16 protein-coding genes and 2 pseudogenes are annotated in these 20,749 nt (G+C 37.9%); 11 read left to right on the top strand and 7 right to left on the bottom strand.

The genetic code is table 11. The features are described 5' to 3' along the window. Nucleotides 1–9: 9 nt before the first annotated feature. The 3 genes from WDV75_RS04155 to WDV75_RS04145 all read right to left on the bottom strand — a co-directional run bounded on the left by WDV75_RS04155 (nucleotide 10) and on the right by WDV75_RS04145 (nucleotide 2,003). On the bottom strand, nucleotides 10–351 hold the full coding sequence (locus WDV75_RS04155) for a PTS lactose/cellobiose transporter subunit IIA (RefSeq protein ID WP_273559177.1): 342 nt from the start codon (nucleotides 349–351) through the stop codon (nucleotides 10–12). A 29-nt stretch (nucleotides 352–380) separates the two neighbouring features. Further along, nucleotides 381–1,625, bottom strand: coding sequence for a PTS transporter subunit EIIC (locus WDV75_RS04150; RefSeq protein ID WP_273559175.1), 1,245 nt, complete (start codon nucleotides 1,623–1,625; stop codon nucleotides 381–383). A gap of 63 nt (nucleotides 1,626–1,688) precedes the next feature. Then, nucleotides 1,689–2,003, bottom strand: a complete 315-nt coding sequence (locus tag WDV75_RS04145) for a PTS sugar transporter subunit IIB (protein ID WP_189761261.1) — start codon at nucleotides 2,001–2,003, stop codon at nucleotides 1,689–1,691. 245 nt (nucleotides 2,004–2,248) lie between these two features. Here WDV75_RS04145 and WDV75_RS04140 point away from each other — a divergent pair, with 245 nt between their 5' ends. The 5 genes and pseudogenes from WDV75_RS04140 (at nucleotide 2,249) to WDV75_RS04115 (ending at nucleotide 9,752) form a co-directional block, all read left to right on the top strand. Then, a complete protein-coding gene (locus WDV75_RS04140) occupies nucleotides 2,249–4,165 on the top strand; it encodes a BglG family transcription antiterminator (RefSeq protein WP_273559172.1) in 1,917 nt (638 codons plus the stop codon). Between the two features lie 972 nt (nucleotides 4,166–5,137). Next, nucleotides 5,138–6,364, top strand: a pseudogene (locus tag WDV75_RS04135) (alpha-xenorhabdolysin family binary toxin subunit A). Nucleotides 6,365–6,406: 42 nt separating this feature from the next. Further along, nucleotides 6,407–7,459: an alpha-xenorhabdolysin family binary toxin subunit B gene (locus WDV75_RS04130; RefSeq protein ID WP_273559170.1), complete on the top strand. Its 1,053-nt coding sequence runs from the start codon at nucleotides 6,407–6,409 to the stop codon at nucleotides 7,457–7,459. 580 nt (nucleotides 7,460–8,039) lie between these two features. Continuing rightward, a complete protein-coding gene (locus WDV75_RS04120) occupies nucleotides 8,040–8,696 on the top strand; it encodes an SGNH/GDSL hydrolase family protein (protein WP_273559168.1) in 657 nt (218 codons plus the stop codon). Nucleotides 8,697–8,708: 12 nt separating this feature from the next. Further along, a complete protein-coding gene (locus tag WDV75_RS04115; protein ID WP_273559167.1) occupies nucleotides 8,709–9,752 on the top strand; it encodes an acyltransferase in 1,044 nt (347 codons plus the stop codon). Here the strand turns inward: WDV75_RS04115 and WDV75_RS04110 are convergent. Further along, nucleotides 9,735–9,959, bottom strand: a complete 225-nt coding sequence (locus WDV75_RS04110) for a helix-turn-helix domain-containing protein (RefSeq protein ID WP_273559165.1) — start codon at nucleotides 9,957–9,959, stop codon at nucleotides 9,735–9,737. The genes WDV75_RS04115 and WDV75_RS04110 overlap by 18 nt on opposite strands. 265 nt (nucleotides 9,960–10,224) lie before the next feature. On the opposite strand from WDV75_RS04110, the gene WDV75_RS22085 reads away from it, so the two are divergent. Next, nucleotides 10,225–10,314 carry an IS3 family transposase gene (locus WDV75_RS22085; protein WP_420497513.1) on the top strand — a complete coding sequence of 30 codons (90 nt, stop codon included), beginning with the start codon at nucleotides 10,225–10,227 and terminating at the stop codon, nucleotides 10,312–10,314. Between the two features lie 916 nt (nucleotides 10,315–11,230). Continuing rightward, nucleotides 11,231–11,525, top strand: a pseudogene (locus WDV75_RS04105) (helix-turn-helix domain-containing protein). A gap of 136 nt (nucleotides 11,526–11,661) precedes the next feature. On the opposite strand, the gene WDV75_RS04100 reads toward WDV75_RS04105, so the two are convergent. Continuing rightward, complete coding sequence (locus tag WDV75_RS04100) at nucleotides 11,662–12,288, bottom strand: TetR/AcrR family transcriptional regulator (protein ID WP_273559163.1); 627 nt, start codon at nucleotides 12,286–12,288, stop codon at nucleotides 11,662–11,664. Between the two features lie 174 nt (nucleotides 12,289–12,462). Continuing rightward, nucleotides 12,463–12,597 (bottom strand): PIN domain-containing protein, encoded by a 135-nt coding sequence (locus tag WDV75_RS22080; RefSeq protein ID WP_420497511.1) that lies wholly within the window; start codon nucleotides 12,595–12,597, stop codon nucleotides 12,463–12,465. Between the two features lie 466 nt (nucleotides 12,598–13,063). On the opposite strand from WDV75_RS22080, the gene WDV75_RS04095 reads away from it, so the two are divergent. Then, nucleotides 13,064–14,212 (top strand): porin, encoded by a 1,149-nt coding sequence (locus WDV75_RS04095; RefSeq protein WP_273559161.1) that lies wholly within the window; start codon nucleotides 13,064–13,066, stop codon nucleotides 14,210–14,212. A gap of 59 nt (nucleotides 14,213–14,271) precedes the next feature. Here the strand turns inward: WDV75_RS04095 and rdgC are convergent, their stop codons facing one another. Further along, entirely contained in the window at nucleotides 14,272–15,183 is a 912-nt protein-coding gene (rdgC, locus tag WDV75_RS04090) for a recombination-associated protein RdgC (RefSeq protein ID WP_273559159.1), read from the bottom strand. 168 nt (nucleotides 15,184–15,351) lie between these two features. Between rdgC and mak the strand changes: the two genes are divergently transcribed. The 3 genes from mak to WDV75_RS04075 all read left to right on the top strand — a co-directional run bounded on the left by mak (nucleotide 15,352) and on the right by WDV75_RS04075 (nucleotide 20,712). Then, the gene (gene mak / locus WDV75_RS04085) at nucleotides 15,352–16,260 is read left to right on the top strand and encodes a fructokinase (protein WP_189760321.1); all 909 of its coding nucleotides are present in this window, start codon (nucleotides 15,352–15,354) and stop codon (nucleotides 16,258–16,260) included. A 152-nt stretch (nucleotides 16,261–16,412) separates the two neighbouring features. After that, nucleotides 16,413–18,383 carry a bifunctional 2',3'-cyclic-nucleotide 2'-phosphodiesterase/3'-nucleotidase gene (locus WDV75_RS04080; protein ID WP_273559197.1) on the top strand — a complete coding sequence of 657 codons (1,971 nt, stop codon included), beginning with the start codon at nucleotides 16,413–16,415 and terminating at the stop codon, nucleotides 18,381–18,383. Between the two features lie 694 nt (nucleotides 18,384–19,077). Beyond that, nucleotides 19,078–20,712, top strand: coding sequence for an ABC transporter substrate-binding protein (locus WDV75_RS04075; RefSeq protein WP_338860726.1), 1,635 nt, complete (start codon nucleotides 19,078–19,080; stop codon nucleotides 20,710–20,712). Nucleotides 20,713–20,749 lie beyond the last annotated feature (37 nt).

Here is a 20,749-nt window from a genome sequence, read left to right as displayed (position 1 = left end):
TGTTTTCCTTTATTGACTTTTATTAGTGATATTATGAATAAATTCATAAAGGCCAATTATCTCTTTTCGCAGATTAAGCTCGCTCCGTATCGTCATTAATGTATCCTGAGCATGGATAAACAGCAGGCCTAAATAAAAACTTTCACCTTGCGTCTCTTTTTGAATAATTTCAGTTTGTGCATGGTGAGCCGAGAGCATCATTTTTTTGGCTTTTTCCAGATATAAATAGGCATTCTTAAAATCGCCAATATGAGCATATTTAATGGCTTCTTCACTTTTTTCTCTTGCATTACCTGCATTGAGAATAATTTCCAGAGCAACGGGGGTTAAGATGTTGTCCTCACTATTCATTTTTAAACTTCCTGATGAAATTAAACAATTCAATCTTGCTGACTTGTATTGGCACTTTCTTCCTCAATACGTTTTTTTTCATAAACCTTAAAGAAGGGATACCAGGTGATAAGGAAAACGGCCATAAGCACGGCATAGCAAATAATTGCTCGCCAATCTTCCGTAATGATGACGCTGGAAAATGGAGCTGGTATCTGACCAACTTGAATCATTTTCGAAGGTATGTTCAGCCAATCTGAGCGCATGAAAATCCATACGATAATTGGGCTGGTAATTGCATTGATCCACATTGGCAGCATTAAGAGTGGATTAAGGACGATTGGCGTACCAAATACCAGCGGTTCGTTAATATTGAAAAAAGAAGGGCCGATACAGATATAACCTGTTGTTTTCAGTTCCTTGGATTTTGAAAACAGCATTAAAAGATTCAAGGCAAGCGTTGCTCCCGTTCCTCCCATGGTGATTAAAGCGGCGGTAAATAGGGTTTCGTAAGTCACAATATTGGTGGGGGGGTGACCGGCAGCAACCAGCGCAATATTGGCAGTGATCCCAAGCATGAAGATTGGCATTTGCAGACCGGTGAATGTCCAGACAGAAATACCCATAGACATGGCTATTGCCGGAATTAGCGCCATAAGAATAAAGCCAGGTAGGGTTTGCCCGAACGCAGCAATGGGAGAAAAGAACGATAACAATTTGGAAAAAACATCAATATCAAAAGTGAAGACCAATAATGTTCCACAGCCAATGGAAATCAGTATGGGAATAATCGCATGTATCCAGCCGACAACGAAATCGGGTAAAGAACTCTCTTTCAAGAATCCTAACTTGGTATATAAATGAAAGAGATAAGAAACAAACATCCCAGTGACAATACCTAATAATATCCCCGCTGGGCCAAAGCGATCAAAACTGACGAGCATATTGCCATCGGTAAATTCTGGCTTAATGAACATCATGTAAACACAAATCGCAGTAAGTCCGGCAATGAGCGTATAACGAAAGTGATACAGCTTCTCCATCATTTGATTTGCAATCATAAAAGCCGTAATTAAACCGAGCATACCGAAAGAATAATTGGCAATCTTGCCAAGATCGGGCAAAAACAAAAAATAAGAACGAAATACGTTATAAAAAAAGATAAGTGAACCAGCTAAGATAAAAGGAATATTTTTTTGCATTGCCCCAGAAATTGCAGCTACCCAAGGCCGTTTGGTAAAATTTTGCATAGCAGGTGCAAATGAGTCAGATAACCAAGACATAAATGCTTGCATTTTGTATCTCTCTTTAATTTTTCCTCTGAAATTCCCTGGTGAAATTTAATTTAAAAAATTAAGTTAGTTTTTCAGGGTATTTATGGCTAACTCGAGTAATGCTTTACCATCTAATCTTCCATAGATTTCTTGTGGTACTACCAATACAGGAATATGATAACGGTCGGCATGTTTCTGAAACTCTTTTTGCTGTGAAGCATAGTGTGGCCCAAGGAATAAAATATCGATGACAGAAAAATACTCTGCAACCTCACTTTCACTTCTGGCTTCAACAGTGACAGGGATGGCCTTATCTTTTGCTGCATTGCGGGTTCTGGTTGCCAGCATTCCGCTAGAAATACCTGCACCGCAGCATAACATAATAAATATCTTCTTCATGTGATCCTCTTTTTATTGATTTGTTCATTGATTGCTGTTTTGTGATGTGGATACACTCTCTACCATTTCTTTTGCATATTCAAATTAATATTTGCACTCATAGAGGGCAGGTTTTTATTTTTAAATAAAAATATTGACAGTAATATGTACGCATTAAACTGCAAGTTGCAACACTATATGAAATCACACGCATCTTGGAGTTAGATGGGTATAAAATAATTATTTTTAACTTTATGGGTATTGTTATGCTAAGAATTAAACTGAAAGATTTATTAAATTACCTATTAACCCAGAAGACCCCTGTTTCAGCATTAAAATTATCTCAAGTTTTGGCTGTGTCAATAAGATCTGTAAAAAATTATGTTGCGGAAATTAATGGGTTTTATGAGCGAAGAATTATTATTTCCAGTCGGCAGGGATATTTGTTGTCACAAAATTTATCATCGCAAAATATAGTAAATCAGTTAAATTGCCAGAAAAACAGTTTACCTAAAACGTATCAAGAAAGAGCACACTTTATTATTAAAGCTATTTTGTTATTTAAGAGAAGCAGTAATATATATGACCTCAGTAATGATTTATGTATAAGTGATTCTACGTTAAAGGCATTAGTATACAAGATGAATGCATCATTTCAACGCTTCAACGTGAAATTCTTATGTAAAAACAGTCATATTGAAATATTAGGAACAGAGCATGATTTAAGAAAATTAGTTTCTTACACGATCTTTGAACAAACAAGCTATCGTTTTATTGACTCCAAAGTATTGGAGAAAATATTTGAAGAAAAACAAGTTAAAGATGTTGTTGGAATAATGACCAGCATTTTTGATAAATGGGAATTGTATCTTAGTGACTTTTCGTATACCAATCTTATTTTACACTTCCTGATACTGATAGAACGCTTGAAAAAGGGCAGGTATCTGGAGAATCAGTCATTACCTAGAGAAAATAGTGATCTAAGATTGATCTCTGATGAGTTATGCGACAAACTCCAACTTTGTTTTGGCATTCTTATTCCTGAAAATGAAAGAAGATCTTGCTATCTTTTTTTGAAAACCAATACAAACCTTAATAAGATAGATAATGAAGTCATTGATTTAGTTGGCGCTAAACTTTACCAACTGACTCGGCAATTAGCTGAGTCCGTGCAAGAAAATTACCTAATTGATTTAGCCTCTGATGATTTTATTTCTTTGCTATCCTTACACTTGTCAGGATTACAAACAAGGCTGAAACATAAAATCTATACTAAAAATCCCATGTTGGAAATAATCAAAAAGGAATGTAGGATCGTTTTTGATATTGCTATTTTCATCTCTTTGCAATTGAATAGCTATTTCGATAATACATTAAATGAAGATGAAATTTCTTTTATTGCATTACATGTTGGGGCTGAGTTTGAACGGCAGAAAAGAAATATTACTAAAGTGAGAACTGTACTCTTGTGTCCGAGTTATCGTGGAATTGAAAATAAAATTTACCATCAGCTACTACGTGATTTTGGTGATGAAATAAATCTAATTAAGATTATTTCCCAGCCTGCTGAATTGGAAGGTATAGAGTTTGCGTTATTGATTACGACAATAAATTTTTCTCCAGAACGATATTGTGAAACTGTCTACATATCTCCTTTCCATTTAAGAGATAAGCATTCTGAATTGATGGAAAAAATTGACATAGCCAATGCTAACCGGAAAAGGGCCACATTAATCCGAAATATTGATTTATTCTTTGATCCCGAACTTTTTCTTTTTAATCCCAATTTTCGCAATCGGGATGAACTTATCGAAATAGTGTGCCAGAAAATGTTTGCGAAGGGCTATGTTGAAGCTGATTTTATCAACGCTGTGTATGAGCGTGAACATGCATCTTCGACAGCTTTTGGCATTTTAGCGTTACCTCATTCGATCAAACTGGATGCGGTGAAAACCTGTATCGCTGTAGTCATCAGTCCAAAAGGCATACGTTGGGGAAAAGATGAACGAGTACATGTGGTGTTTTTGAGTGCAATAAATCGGGTAGATAGGGCGTGTTTTGCTGAGAGTTACGATGCGTTGTTAGATATCTTTAATCACGATGGTAGCGTTATTGGTGCACTTGGTAAAATCACTAATTTCGAAAAGTTTCGAAATATTTTAATTGAATATCACCATCATTAAAGAAATGAATTCCCAGAAGCATAATGGCTATTTGGCTGAGATAAACGAAAAAACCGCTTTGATAAGCTGTCTCTTATACACAACTTTGTATCCTACTGTTTTTTATAATAATTATTTTAAACTTATCGAGACAGTGTTGAAAAATATTTCCTTTAAAATCAGTTGAGTATATTTATCAAATTACGGCTATTTACTCATAATTTGAGATGTGACTAAAAGACAGCCTTGATAGGTGGTTTTTTCGATGGACAAAAGAGCTGCTCTAAATAGGTTTTCATCATACTGAGAGTATCAGATGTTGGCGTTCCTTATCCCGCGCGGCGCGCGGGATAAGGAATACTCCTATCATTTTGAAACGCTATTTATAACATATACATCATTAATCATATTCCGTTAAGTTTAGATCATGCTCATAACCGATTATAGAATACAAAACTGTATCTTTAGTTTAGCTTCCTGAATTGAAATATTCTCAGATAATGTTATTTGTGCTGATATTATATTTTTTGTTTTATTTAGGGAGGTTTGGTTTATTCCTCTGTATTAAAAAAAGTAAAAGATAGATTGTTTTTACTATATTGCTTTATATTGAAATGCTTCTATTTAGCTTTGGGTTAGGATATTTTTCTGTTGTTTTTATTTATAACGGATATATATTATTATATGGAAGTGGAGGAAAAATAACAATATATTATATAGCACACTAAAATAAATATTAATAATGAATCATTAATCCAATTATTTTAGTTAATTCAATCATAAATAAATGAAATTTTGATTTTGTTATGATGCTTATGTAATAAGAATAAACAAAATAAAAAGAATAAATTAAAGTAAATTTACCGATAAAAATATCAACTTTTCACATTAAGGTTAATGTAAGTGTTCGAATTCAAATTATATCGAAATAAAAGGGTTTTCAGATGGGGAAATGAGAAGTTAAATTAATTTTAAATTAAACCTGCAACACGAATGGAGAACGATATGTCATTAAATCAACGCTTAGCAGAAAATAATATACCTGTTACAGAAGTTCCCGCAGTGACCTTAAAAATGTTAACCAGCCAGATAGAAGGAGTTGTTCGTCCAGGCGGTATCTTTACTAAAGAAGATCTCATTAATATCAAATTATATGTTAAACATAGTTTGGAACTTCCATTTACTTTACAGGGCGTCAAGGAATATATCGGTTATAACGATATTGATATTGATGGTTTGAAACCCGCGAATATTACCGCTCTGTTTAAAGAAATTCACGATCATGCACTTAGTTGGAGTGATGTAGAAAGTAACGTCCAACAGCAAAGTATCGATCTGGAAAATGCCGGCCGGCAAATTACCGAAACTGGAGAAGAAATAATCAGTGTTATTGAACAAATGCCGATTATTGAACGAGTCAAAACAAAATTAGGTGATTTAACTGATAAGCAATTAGCAGAAATAACTTATACCAATGATGATAAAGAAATCGCTGTTGAATTGGGTAATATCCTTGAGAGCATGAAGAAAGATATTAAAAAGCAATAGGAAAATACTCAGAAAGTTAAAAATGCGGTAACCGATTTTAAGATCACTTTAATTGGTGGGAAATTAACAAATGGCGAAATTGCACAAGGATTAGAGCCACAGGTAAATAGTAAGAAAAAACTGATGGATGATAATAATCTTTCTGCAACGATTAAAGATCTGCAAGATAAGATTGATGAGAAGAATAAAGAGATCGAACAACTTCAAAAAGACTATGATAAATACGTTGGTCTGGCATTTTCTGGCATCGCCGGAGGCATAATTGGTTGGGCGATTACGGGAGGTATTTTTGGTGATAAAGCAGAAAAAGCCCGTAAACGAAAAAATGAACTGATCGAGGAAGTTAAGGGATTGCAAGATCAAGTGAAAAATAAAAGTGCATTGCAAACAGCCATTCAAAATCTTTCCCTGAATTTTTACAATATTCATATTTGTATGTTAGATGCAGAATCTGCCTTAAATCACTTAGGTTTTATGTGGAATACAATGCTAACGCAAATTACGTCTTCAAAAGATAAATTTGCTGAAATTAATGATGCATTGAAGCTGACCTCTTTTGTGGCAACATTTAAGCAAGTTATTAGCCCTTGGAAAGAAGTCCAAGGCTCTGCTGTGCAATTAGTGAAGACCTTTGATGAAGCATTGGCAGAATATAAAAAACTCTATAATTAATTTTTTCTGAGAAGAATTGATAAAATAAAAAGGAATATTAAAATGTTTGAAGATATTATCTTAAAAAAAGAAATTTTGTATCCAGAAATTAATATCAAAGCTATGAGTCAGGCGGTAAATGCTATTTGGCTTTTGGCACAACGACAAACATCCGGTATTGCAATTATCGGGGAAAAAGTTGAAAGAATCAGGCTTTATAGTCGTGACCTTGATGAACTGGTGCGTCGTTCGTTGTCGCAATTAACGCCGATACTTAGTCAGCTTGCAGCGGGAGAGACTTTCCAAACAATCAACCAAATCGATGAAGCTTTGGCAGTTTCTGGTGTGAGTGACGATGATCGCCAAGCTTTGTTGGCAGAACGTGATCAATTGATCCAAAAGTTATCACAAGATATTGACCATGTGATTGTTAATTTCAGTAACAGCACTAAGCAACTGGATGGAAAAATCAACGATATTCGCAATATGGTGATTGCGGAGCGTTTGGGGGAGCTTTTAACACAAACGGAATCACAGAAAGCAAAATTGCTGAGTGATATTGAGAGTAAAGCCGAAAAAAGAAATAAATTGGATGCTGAACGGGCTAAAATTATCGAAAGTCAGGATGTGATCCGTGAAAATAATATTGCGGATATGTTTAAAGATTTTATCCCTAGTGCCAGTGATATTGATGGTTTGGATTTTACTCAACCTAAAAAAGAGGCTATTAAACAGGCTATAAAACAAGGTGTTGAAATAGCCAGAAAAATATTAGGTAAAGTTTCTGAAGGATTGAAATATATCGATCTGGCCGATGCCAGAATGAAATTGAGTGTTCAAATCGAACAAGTGATAAAAGAATCTGATGCATTGAAAGTGACATTACGAGAAACGGAACAACGGCTTTCTGGTTTAAAAGATGTAATGCAAATCGAAGCAGAACGCACCATTATGCTTGCTGAGGCGGTTAAACTGGTACAAGCGTGGAATGCATTCGCGACTCAATTACATCATTTATCAGGGAATAAAGTTGATCAAAAATATTTAACCGGGTTGATAAATGACCAATTGGATTTTTTAGCTAATTTAACCTTACAATATAATATGTTGAAATAAGTATTCTGATAAATAAGAGGCTGAGAATAGGTATTCTCAGCCTTCGTTTTGATAAATTGTATCTGGCCAGATTAAATCATTGCCGCAATATGAGAAAACTGATATTGCACAAAGTTTTTGACCTTTAGGTGGCCGTGTTCGATATAACGCCTCACGTGACACGACTGCTTTATCGGCAATCTGTGCCATGTCTCCTCGCGCTTCTACAATACTGTGCACACCCAATAACCCGTCCTCTGATCTATACGCATTAAACTTCAAGTTGCAATTTACAACACGATATTAAACCTGATTTCTTCCCCCGAAGCGGGGAAGAAATCACACGCATCATGAAGTTAGATTGGTATATATGAAACGTGATGTCTCCCCGCGAAGCGGGGAGACATGGCACGCATCATGAAGTTAAATTGGTATATAAATAATTACAAAATGATAGGTTACACACAATATTTTACGAATTTAACTGTTAATTTAATTTCTTTAATGCGGGCAAATACTGTGATGTGGATGTCCTTTTTCCTAAGAAGGATACCTCCAGAAATGCCCCGATTATCATTCCAGGACAAACAAAGGAAAAGAAATGTCTTATATTCAATCTCATTTGGCAGGGCAAGTTTGGTTTTCACTCGGCGACAGCATAACAGAAAGAGGGTGGTATCAACCTATCGTAACTGAAATATTAGGCTTAAAAGAATTTGTCAATTACGGTATTGGCGGAACATGTATAGCTCAAAAAGATAAAGATGACAGTTCTGCTATGTGTTTAAGATATAAAGAAATGGGAAGCAATCCAGACATCATTACCGTATGGGGCGGGGTTAACGATTTTGGCTATGATTTTGGGTCTCATGGCGGGATAGAAATAGGAGACAGTAAAGATAAAACTCCATTAACATTTATTGGTGCCATGAATTTATTGCTGGCAGGAATAACAAAGCAATACCCGTTATCACGGATAGGGTTCATCATTACAACGCCTCTTTCAATAAAAAGAGGAATGCACGAAAAAAATTTGAAAGGATACTATTTGTCTGATTATTGCCATGTTTGCAGGGAAGTTTGCGAAAGATATTCTATTCCATATCTGGATTTATTGAAAAACTCCGGTTTTAATGAAGGAAATATAGATATCATGACAAGCAATAGCTTAGGTACAGTGTCCGATGGATTGCATCCATCAAAAATAGGCATGGCAAAAATAGCACCTAAAATTGCAAATTTCATGTTATCAATTTAAGAGAGATTTTAAATGAGAATTCTAACCATAGATTTATTAAAGATAATGGCCATATTTTTCGTTGTCGTATCCCACGTCACATTATTCTTTTTGTTACGTCATGATAATGATGTGATTTTGTATTTGTACAGACAAGCAGGTCAGTTGGGTGTTTCGTTATTTTTTATGTGCAGTGGTTATTTTTTGCTAAATAACAAACATGAAAACCAAACAGCTTATGCAATTAATAAAGTAAAGAAAATTATCATTGTATTATTGTTTTGGTTGGTGTTTTATTATTGCTATGATAATTACTTTATTAGTAAATTCACAACAATTCCCCCTGTCAGCTTTTTAAATTATGTTAACGTTAGCAATGTTATATCCGATGCCACGCATTTATGGTTTATATTTGCAATAATTGCTCTTTACATACTAACCCCATTAATACGGAGTGCATTTAATTTAGAAAATGCCAAGGGGCTGGTAAAGATAATAATCATAATGTTTATTATTTCTAATTTTACCTTGTTGAATGCATTGACAGACTATAAATATAACTTTTCCATTGTGCCCTTTAATATTTTACTCCCATTCCAGGTTCAAGGGCTTCTTAGTTTTCTGATAGGCGGGTATATAGGACTGACGAACCCTAAAATAAAAACTTTCTCTTTTAACCACATCACGCTGTTGGTGTTATCTATTATCTCCTTGATATTGTTATCATTAATCTCAGTCAGGACAGGAATGAACTTCTTTTATGGGAAATTTTATAATGTTTTCCTTCAGGTGTCTTCCGTATACTTATTTTTATTCTTGGTTAATTTAAATGTAAGTAAAATATCAAATATAACAAAAGATATAAACAAAAATATACTGGGGATATATCTCGTTCACAATATTTTTGTTGTTGAGATACATAATGAATTTATCCACAAGTTTTTTTTGAGGAAATTTTATTACGTAAATATATATATTTATATAATAGTGTATTCATTACTGGCTTTTTTCCTGTCATATATGCTGTGTGTTTTATTACGAAAATTTAAGATAACCTCGTCAATCATCACTGTTTAATGTGATGAATTGAAGGATGTATGTGATGGGGTAAAAACGCGCCGTTCCCGATGGAATACGGCGCTTTTGTTCCCAACTCCGAACCAACGAAACACTTGCTCCTATCATTTCCGCAAATTCGGATTGTTTCATGCCAAAATCACCATTCTCGATCGCAACCATCTCCTCTACGCTACTAAGAAGATTATTAAATAAATTATTTTCCATGGAATTATCCTCGTTCTCGTTAACAAACAGGTTTTGGGCGTATTATATTATTATTCAAAATGATTAACTATCACCTTCTTGGACACAAATAAAATCAATAAATCAAATTTCATTTGTAATATTACTTTATCAAGAAGTGAAATTATTTCAGCGCTTAATGCTATACCAATCTAACTTCAAGATGCGTGTGATTTCTCCCCGCGAAGCGCGGGGTAAGGAACTCCAACATCTGATACTCTCAGTATTATGAAAACCTATTTAACACATTGAATATTATAAGACCAAACGAATAAAGATAAAATTAAAAGGCCCGAATCCGGTGGAATACCGAAATCAAGCCTGGTCAACGAGTTAATCAAAGTGCCTAATTTTATGATACCACTTCACTAAGCATATACTTTGATTTAGAGTATCGATTTTGGTGAATTAATTATCACTCCACTTGAGACTAAAATGTTTGGTTTGGCCTATTTGTTGCTTCAATATGTTACCTAATTCGTATATATCAGAGTCTTCAGCGTCTTCTGTGTAAACGACGCTACACGTATAATTGGCACTGTCTCCATGTATTCTACTAGGACTGTCAATCATAAGATTATAAGTTACATTATCAACGGTGACATAAAGAGTTTTATTAAGAAGTGCCATTACTTTCTGATAGTTATTCTGATTCGAGGATATATGCAAAGACAGTGAGGTAGTAATTATATTAGGAACTTTACCTCCCTTCTGAGTCCTACCCCTTCCATCCTTAAAAAGGAACTCCGAAATATGTTCAATATCTGTATTAGGTTGCAACCCAGTCAAAGAATCAATATTAGGTTGATTGTCACTTGTATAACCCCAATATTCTATATCCTCCCCCATTTTTAGTAACCTATCAAAATATGATTATCTGTTCATGAAATTATGAGGGGAGCGTGCATGAACGGCAATCAGTTGATCCATTGTTCTTATAGTTCTGTCTGCTTGTTCCACGTTGGAGCGGAGTGTCCCACAGGTTTTGGCCGCGTTTTGATCCCAATCGAATAATGCTGTCCTTGTTCAACATCAGTTTTGATGATATAACAAATATGTTATATTCTTAATTATAACGAATAAGTTATGAGGTCAATATGTGGGAAGTTATAACGATGGAATACTTTGACCGGTGGTTTCTGGCTCAAGATGATGAACTTAGGGAATTTATCTGAAAAACGGTTCTACAAGGAAATGATCCAACAAGCCGATTTTGAATACCGCCTTCACTTGGAAAGACTGGAGAAATAATTATGGCGACTTACAGAGAATTGTTAGCGCAAGAAAGCCCAGAAATGCAGGCGCGTGTTGAAGAACGAATTGAACAAGCAAGTATCAAATTGGCTCTTAGTCAACTACGTGATGAACTGGATATGTCACAGGCGGAACTTGCGGCTGTTATGGGAGCAGCCTGCTATTTCTCGAATAGAAAATTCCGACCATGATCCGCGCCTCTCAACGCTCAAGCGTTATGTGGCAGCTTTAGGAGGGGAGCTAAGTATTGATGTGACACTTCCAACCGGTAAGCGTGTGGCATTTCATCTGTGATTTGTAATTTATAGTTGCGCTTGGACTGATGGCTCGTGTATTCAGACGCCTGCATTGAGATCACGAAATAACGTTTCAATGAATATTCTGATAAATAAAAGGCTGGGAATTTATTTCTCAGCCTTAATAATAAATATTACTCATATTCAAGAAAAATAACCGCTGCATTAATCCGAGGTGTCATATCTGTTTCTGGCAATGGTGGAAGAATACCCAGTGCCATTTTTCTGAGTGGTTCTGCAATTACCATCGAGATGATAAGTTCACTGATAATATGAAAATCCATTTTTTTTAGTAATTCTTTTTGATACTGGCGCTCAAGCCAATTGGCCAATATATTTCTGCTTTTTTCAATTCCACTTTGTTGATATTTATCCAATAATACTTCACGATGAGGAAAATCAGATTGTAATAATTTAAATAATCCTACCGCTTCCATAGATAAAGTTTTCTCTGCTATTTCAATCAGAAATATTTTCAATGACTTCATCAATTGCTGAAAATTATTAGCGTCTTTCTTAAAAGTGGGAATAAAATTATCTTCCCAACCCATAACCACTTGTTCAAGCAGATCTTCTCGGTTTTTGGCAAAACGGTAGAGCGTTTTTTTAGCAATGCCGGCTTTTTTGGCAACCACATCCATGGTTGTTTTGTTATAACCTTGATTAATCAGAAGTAGAAAGGTAACGTCGAGAATTTTTTGGCGTATGACTTGCTCTGGAATGGTGGGGCGGCCTCGTGGACGTGGATGATTTTCTGCCATTTTAGCACCTTAATAAGTTATTAATATTTGTATCGCGCTGGCGTGATCCCATTAATAAACAGAACAAACTGATACACAACTCGCAGAGGCTTGTCAACTCTATTAAAGTGTGATTATCCGGTTATGAAATAGCAGAATAGAGTGGGCGCGCGGTTCTGTTTGGAGAGAGCTGTGTCATTTATTAGGGATGACGGTAATATAATCGCTGACAAAATCTATTAGCTTGCTATCACTCGTGATGAGTGGAATCTTGTTGTGTTTTGCCTGAGCGACAATTAACCGATCAAATGGGTCTTTATTTAATTGCATACAACGAGCATATGATCGCTTTTAATGGGGATTTCAATCAAACCAGCGTCAAACAGCCCATCCCTGAACTGTTCGGGATCTATGGAAAAATCAGGTTTGTTTAAATTGCTTTTAATGACCACCTCCCATGTTGATTTGTTCCATAGCATTTTTTATTACCCACCCATTATTTATAACTTACTGTTTTTAATAATTTATTTTCATAATTAATATTGTTGAATTATAGGGAATATTTCTATGATGTGACGTTCATCACAAGATGGCATTTTTTGCTAATTTTTGTTAGCAAAAGGCTTGTTTAGATCTTAGTATCGTCATTACTTGTTACAAATTTAACATTAAATTAACTAAAACAAGTAAAATACTCCGCCTACCTGATTATTGACTATGCCAGAGCAAGTCGTTCTTGGGGGATGAATATTTTGGCGGTGGCTAAATAATAACAAGACTAATGAGGATTATGATAATGATAAAACGCAACACACTCGCAATGGCAATTTCGGTACTTCTCATTACAGGGGGAGCGAATGCTGCTGAAATTTATAATAAAGATGGAAATAAAATAGATTTATATGGAAAAGCCGATGTGCAGAGAACTTTCTCCAAATCAAATAGTCAGTCTGGTGATGGTTCTGTCGGTCGTATCGGTATTAAAGGTTCAACCCAAATTACGGATACACTCACGGGCTTCGGGCGCTGGGAATTCAATATGGGTGCCAATGGCACAGAAGTGGAAAGTGGGGCAAACACCAGAACACGTTTGGCTTTCGCTGGATTGAAATTTGACGAATACGGTTCGCTGGATTATGGGCGCAATTATGGTGTGGTTTATGATGCCAATTCATGGACAGATGTATTGCCAGTATTTGGTGGTGATTCCATGGCCGCAACCGATAACTTCCTGATGGGGCGTTCAACCGGGTTATTAACCTACCGTAACACTGACTTTTTTGGTCTGGTCAATGGTCTGAATTTTGCCTTGCAGTATCAGGCTAAAAATGATGATGGCACTAAAAATAGCCGTAGTGATGTTGCAAGGCAGAATGGTGATGGTTTTGGCCTTTCCAGTACCTATGACTTTGGTAATGGCTTCAACATTGGGGCATCATACGGCAACTCTAACCGGACTTCGGTACAGAAACTGGGTTCTGACGCCGCTAAGGTTCTGGCAAAAGGGAATAAAGCCGAAGCATGGATCGTTTCTGCCAAGTATGACAAAGATAATGTCTATCTGGCAGCCATGTATGGTGAAACCCGTAATATGACCAGATTTGGCAGCTCTGTGAATAACTACACGATGTTTGCCAATAAAACCCAAAACATTGAGTTGACGGCTCAGTATCAGTTTGATTTCGGCTTGCGCCCCTCTGTTGCTTTTGTTTATTCCAAAGGTAAAGATTTGGGTAATGACCTGGCTGATAAGAGCATACTGACAGACAAGGGATCTGAAGATTTGGTGAAATATGTTTCAGTCGGTGCCTTCTATAATTTCAACAAAAATATGGGCACATATGCTGAATATCAATTCAACTTATTGAAAGACAATGATTTCACCAAGAAAGCGAAGATCAGCACTGACGATGTCTTTGGGGTTGGTTTAGTTTATCGTTTCTAATTGTCATTTCTTGCTGAACTGCCTTAATGGATTTAACTGTTAAGGCAGTCCGCTTGCCATTACCTTTCGGCTTCACCGCCCAGCGCATCAATCGTATTTTTGATCAGTGCGCTGAGTTCACCCGTCATTAAGGTAAAGTCAGCGTCGAATCGTTGGGCGACATCTTCACGATCGATATCATCGTTTTGGTCACGTAAAGTTTCGCTGAATTTAATCCGTTTGAAAGCGCCATCATCTGACAGCATAAACTGAATACGCTCTTCCCAATCCAGGGCCAACTTAGTGACATATTTGCCAGATTCAATATGTGCTGCAATTTCATCTGAAACCAAATCCTGCTTCTTACAGCGGATCACGCCACCTTCTTCCAGAATGGCTTTGAGTTCGGCTTCATCCATCAAGGCATAACCGGAAGGAAGATCACCTGAACGTACCCACTCGGTTAGCGTCAATTCAATGGGGTTGGTGAAAGTCAGCGGAACAACGGGCAGTGATCCCAATGTTTTTCTCAACAGTGCCAGATTATCTTCGGCCCGTTTTGCGCTGGCGGCATCAACGATAATCAAATGATTGACAGTATCGATCCAAATATAGGTTTGGCTGAAACGGCTGAATGCTCTTGGCAGCAGCGTATGAATGACTTCATCTTTCAGCGAATCTTTTTCTGTCTTTTTCAGTTTGCGATGTTGTTCGCCTTCCAGACGGGCTATTTTGTCCTGTAATTCCTGCTTAATCACCGGAGAAGGTAGCATTTTCTCTTCTTTGCGTGCGCAGATCAGAATTTGATTGCCGCAAGCATGGGTTAATGCTTCACCGTGAGCTCCCATTGGCGAAACCCAGCCCGTTTTCATCATATCCTGGCTGCCGCATGGGGTGAATGCCAATGGGCTTAATTGTTTTTCCAGTTCATCCGCCGAAAGAGAAATCTCTCGGTTTAAACGGTAAATCATTAAATTTTTGAACCATAACATGCAGTTACCCCATATTGTTGCGCATCGTGACAAAGGTTATCTTAAAACATAAGGGTGCATGATAACGAATCATGTGACGAAGCCCTAGAACTTCATGAGTTTCCTATAATCACGTCTTCATTCTCATATAATAAACAGCGTCGTCCCGATAAATAGGAAAGATAAGCTATGCGCATAGGAATTGATCTTGGCGGAACCAAAATTGAAGTGATTGCATTAGGCGATCAAGGGGAAACGTTATTTCGCAAACGGGTGGATACTCCCCGCAATGATTATCAGAAAACATTGGCAGCGATTGCTGGGCTGGTTATCGATGCGGAACAGGCAACCGGACAGCAAGGAACAGTGGGGATTGGTATTCCTGGCGCGATTTCGCCTTTTACCGGAAAAGTAAAAAATGCTAACTCAGTTTGGCTGAATGGAAAAATATTGGATAAGGATATCGCTGCTTTGTTAGGGCGTGAAGTGCGTATCGCCAACGATGCAAATTGTCTGGCGGTATCAGAAGCCACTGATGGTGCAGGTGAAGGAAGGCCAATGGTATTTGCTGTTATCATTGGGACAGGTTGTGGTTCAGGTATTGCATTTAAGGGACGGGTTCATGCCGGTGGTAATGGATTGGCAGGAGAATGGGGGCATAACCCATTACCGTGGATGGATGAAGAAGATCGCGTGTATCAGGATGAAGTGCGCTGTTTTTGCGGTAAACCAGGATGTACTGAGACATTTGTGTCAGGCACTGGATTTATGACGGATTACTTCCGCCTGAGCGGTGTGCAGAAAAAAGGCCATGAAATTATAGAGGCGTTGGCACAGGGAGATGAGTATGCGGAATTGGCGATGCGTCGTTATGAAAGGCGTTTGGCGCGAGCGCTGGCACAGGTGATTAATTTATTGGATCCGGATGTGATTGTCCTCGGCGGTGGCATGAGCAATGTTGATCGCCTTTACCAAACATTGCCTGATTTAGTGAAAGAGTGGGTTTTTGGTGGCGAGTGTGCAACCCCCATCAGAAAAGCAGTGCATGGGGATTCCAGTGGTGTGCGTGGTGCGGCTTGGTTATGGCCTGTTTGTTGAAACGGTTTATTATGATGCCTGGGAACAACTCTATACCAATCCAACTTCAAGTTGCAGCTTGTAAATCAATGTGATTGTTTATATCTCCCCACGTAGCGGGAGATATAAGCCGCATCTTGAAAGGCGATTGGTATATAAAGGGGCATAACATGATGAAGAATATGTTGAAAAGTAAGAACGTGTTGACAATGTCAACGCTGGCAATGCTGGTGGCATTTAATGTGAACGCGGCAACCGTTGATTTAAGGGTGATGGAAACCTCAGATATTCACGGCAATCTGATGGATTTCGATTACTTTAAAGATAAATCCACGGAGCAATTTGGTTTGGTTCGTACTGTAAACTTAATTAAGGCGGCCAAAGCAGAAGCAACCAATGCGATCTTGGTAGATAACGGTGATTTGATTCAAGGCAGCCCGCTGGCGGATTATGTAGTGGCAAAGGGATTGCAACAAGGGGAAGTTCATCCGGCTTACAAATTGATGAATACGATGGGCTATACCGTCGGTAACTTTGGTAACCATGAATTCAACTTTGGGTTGGATTACCTGAAACAGGCTGTTGCCGGTGCCAAATTCCCTTATATCAATGCAAATATCCTCGATGCCAAAACCGGCAAAAACTACTTTACGCCGTATATTATCGTTGATACGCCAGTTAAAGATCGCGAAGGCAAAGAGCACACGATTAAGATCGGCTATATCGGTTTTGTGCCACCACAAATCACCATTTGGGATAAAGCCAACCTCAATGGCAAAGTGGTTGTTAATGACATCACGGAAACCGCGAAAAAATTCGTTCCTCAAATGAAAAAAGAAGGCGCAGACCTGATTATCGCCATTCCCCATTCTGGTTTTTCCCAAGATCCTTATAAAGCGATGGCAGAAAACTCGGTTTACTATCTAAGTGAAGTTCCTGGCATTGATGCCATTATGTTTGGTCATGCTCACGGTGTGTTTCCAAGCAAGGAATATACAGGTATTAAGGGGGTTAATGTCGCTAATGGTACGATTAATGGCATTCCTGCCGTTATGCCGGGGCAATGGGGGGATCATCTGGGGGTTGTCGATATGGTGATCAATAACGACAGTGGTGCATGGAAAGTCGAATCGGCCAAAGCGCAAGCCCGCCCTATCTATGACAAAGTCCATAAAAAAGCATTGGTTGAACGCGATAATAAACTGGCTTCCATTATCGAAACAGATCACCTGGGAACGCGCAAATTTGTGAGTAAATTCATTGGAAAAGCCACTGACAACATGTACAGCTATCTGGCGCTGATCCAAAGCGATCCAACTGTCCAGATCGTCAACGATGCGCAGGTAGATTACACCAGACGCTTTATCCAGGGCGATCCAAATCTGGATGGGCTTCCTGTTTTAGCTGCGGCGGCACCTTTCAAAGTGGGCGGGCGTAAAAATTCACCAGCTGATTTTGTGGAAGTAGAAAAAGGTGATTTGACTTTCCGTAACGCGGCTGATTTATACCTCTACCCAAATACATTGGTGGTAGTGAAAGCAACGGGGGCGAATGTGGTTGAATGGCTGGAATGCTCGGCGGGCATGTTTAACCAGATTGATGCAAACTCCACCAAACCGCAAGAATTGCTGAACTGGGAGGGTTTCCGTACTTACAATTTCGATACCATCAGCGGGGTTAACTATAAGATAGACCTGACTCAACCCGCTAAATACGACACCGATTGTCAGCTTATCAATAAAGATGCGAACCGTATCAAAGATGTTACCTATCAGGGTAAGCCGATTGATCCAAAAGCCACTTTCCTGATCGCCACCAATAACTACCGTGGTTACGGCGGTAAATTTGCCGGAACCGGAGAGGAGCACATTGCATTTGCTTCACCGGATGAAAATCGCACCATTTTGGCTTCTTACATTTCCAGAATAACCAAAGAGCAGGGCGTAGTATCAACTCAGGCTGAAAACAATTGGTCATTCTTGCCAATCAAAACAGATAAAAAATTAGATATCCGTTTCGAAACGTCCCCAACAGAAAAAGCGGCAAAATTCATTAAACAACACGCCCAATACCCGCTGAAGTATATAAAAAATGATGATACTGGTTTCGCTATCTATCAAATTGATTTGACAGAGAAAAAATAAAACGGACTGAACATCATTATATGAATGCCTGCTCTCTTACATAGCTAAAGGGCAGGCAAATGTGCACGTTAAGGGATAACAAAAGGGATTATACCAATCCAACTGTAAATCAATGTGATTGTTTATATTTCCCCGAGTAGCGGGGAGATATAAGCCGCATATTGAAAGGCGATTGGTAGATAAATATCAATGAGTTCTGATTGCGATTGGTGCTGCATGTTGCGGATGTGCAAGTTCTGGGCTTCGGTTATTGATATCGGAACAAAATAATGTGACGGGGATAAAAGATAATACAGATCGGCGTAGATAAAACCAATAGATCAAAGATACTGTAACGATTGTTTGATCCAGATCAGAAGTGAAATGCTAATTTATCTCCGCGAAGCGGGAAGCAAATCAGGTTTCATATCGTGTTGTAATTGCAACTTGAAGTTTAATGTGTATACCCATCTAACTTCAAGATGCGTGTGATTTCTCCCCGCGAAGCAGGGAGAAATCGGGTTTCAATCGTGTTGTAAATTGCAACTTGGAGTTTAATGCGTATATACCCATCTAACTTCAAGATGCGTGTGATTTCTCCCCGCGAAGCGGGGAGAAATCGGGTTTCAATCGTGTTGTAAATTGCAACTTGAAGTTTAATGCGTATATATGTATTGATGATTTAATAATGAAAACAATTATGGAGATCACTAATATGCAGACAATGTTGGTAAGGATAATAAAAAATAAAATAGCTAAAATATTTATCTGTTCTATCAGTTTGATTCTGGCAAATATCACTTTCTCATATGCTGCTATTGTTCCCCCCAATGTGCAATTAGCGGATAAGCAGGAAATTACCCGCAATAATTTTTCCGAACCTGCCTCATTAGATCCGCATAAGTCTGAGGGGAGCAGTGAATTTGATATTTTGCAGGATTTTTTTGAACGCTTAGTTGATACAGATAAAGACGAGAATATTATCCCCGCTTTGGCTGAACGCTGGGAAACCAAAGATAATAAAACGTGGATCTTCTATTTAAGAAAAGGGGTTAAATGGTCTGACGGTACACCAATTACCGCCCATGATATCGTTTTTTCTTTACGACGGCTGGTGACACCTGACACGATTTCTCCTTACGGTAGTTATCTGATTCAGGCGACTGTCGTGAACGCCCGAGATGTATTATCTGGTAAGAAAAAACCGGAAGAACTCGGTGTTAAAGCATTGGATGATGCAACGGTAGAAATTACCCTGGAAAGGCCAAAAACCGTTTTTCTGCAAATGCTGGCTCATCCCGCCATGTCTCCTGTTAGTGAACAGGCTATTAAAAAATATGGCAGTAAATGGACTCAGCCTCAACATTTTGTCAGCAATGGGCCTTTTAAACTCTCTGAATGGGTAGTGAATGAAAAAATTGTGGGTGTCAGAAATTCCCATTATTGGAATGATAAAAATACCGTCATTAATAAAGTCACTTACTTGCCATTATCAGATTATAAAGCGGATCTAAACCGCTATATGACAGGAGAGATTGATATATCTAACGGAGGGCCATCGGAATTCTTGCCAACCGTTAAGAAGAAATTTGGTGATCAATTACATGTTAAGCCCATGATGAGTGTTTATTATTATCTCTTTAATACACAAAAACCGCCCTTTGATGATATTCGGATCAGGCAAGCGCTGGCTTTAGCATTGGACAGAAATATTATCACTGACAAGGTATTAGGCAATGGTCAAAAACCCGCTTATGATGTGGTGTCCCCTGGGGCGGGTGGTATTTATTTAAAACAGCCTGAATATGCCTCATGGACACAGGAACAGCGCATTGCCAAAGCTAAAACGTTACTGAATGAGGCGGGCTTTAATGAAAAGAACCCACTTAAGTTTACCTTATTGTATAACACCTCTGATGGCCATAAAAAAATTGCTATTGCTGCTACCTCTGCGTGGAAAAAGAATCTGGGAGTTGAAGTTATCTTACAAAATCAGGAAACTAAAACGCAGAATGATAGTATGACGCAGGGTAACTTTGAGCTGACGAGATACGCATGGAATGCTGATTATAATAGCCCAACTAGCTTTTTAGATATTTTCACATCAGGGAATACCAATAACCATATGCGATATCAAAATAAGGAATTTGATCGATTGGCTTTAAAAGCAGATGAAACGAATGATCCCGCTGATTACCAACAAGCCATTGATATTCTCAATCAAGAAATACCCGCCATCCCCGTTTATTATTATGTCCGTGTAAAACTCGTTAAGCCTTATGTTGGTGGATTCCACGTTGACTCAATGGGAAATATTCCGACAAAAGATCTCTATATTATTAAACACTAATCTTTTCTTAATAAGAGCCTGTTTTCATTAGGCTCTT

It is taken from the genome of Xenorhabdus griffiniae, from assembly GCF_037265215.1.
Classification (GTDB): domain Bacteria; phylum Pseudomonadota; class Gammaproteobacteria; order Enterobacterales; family Enterobacteriaceae; genus Xenorhabdus; species Xenorhabdus griffiniae.
This window is presented reverse-complemented; position numbering and strand designations above follow the sequence as displayed.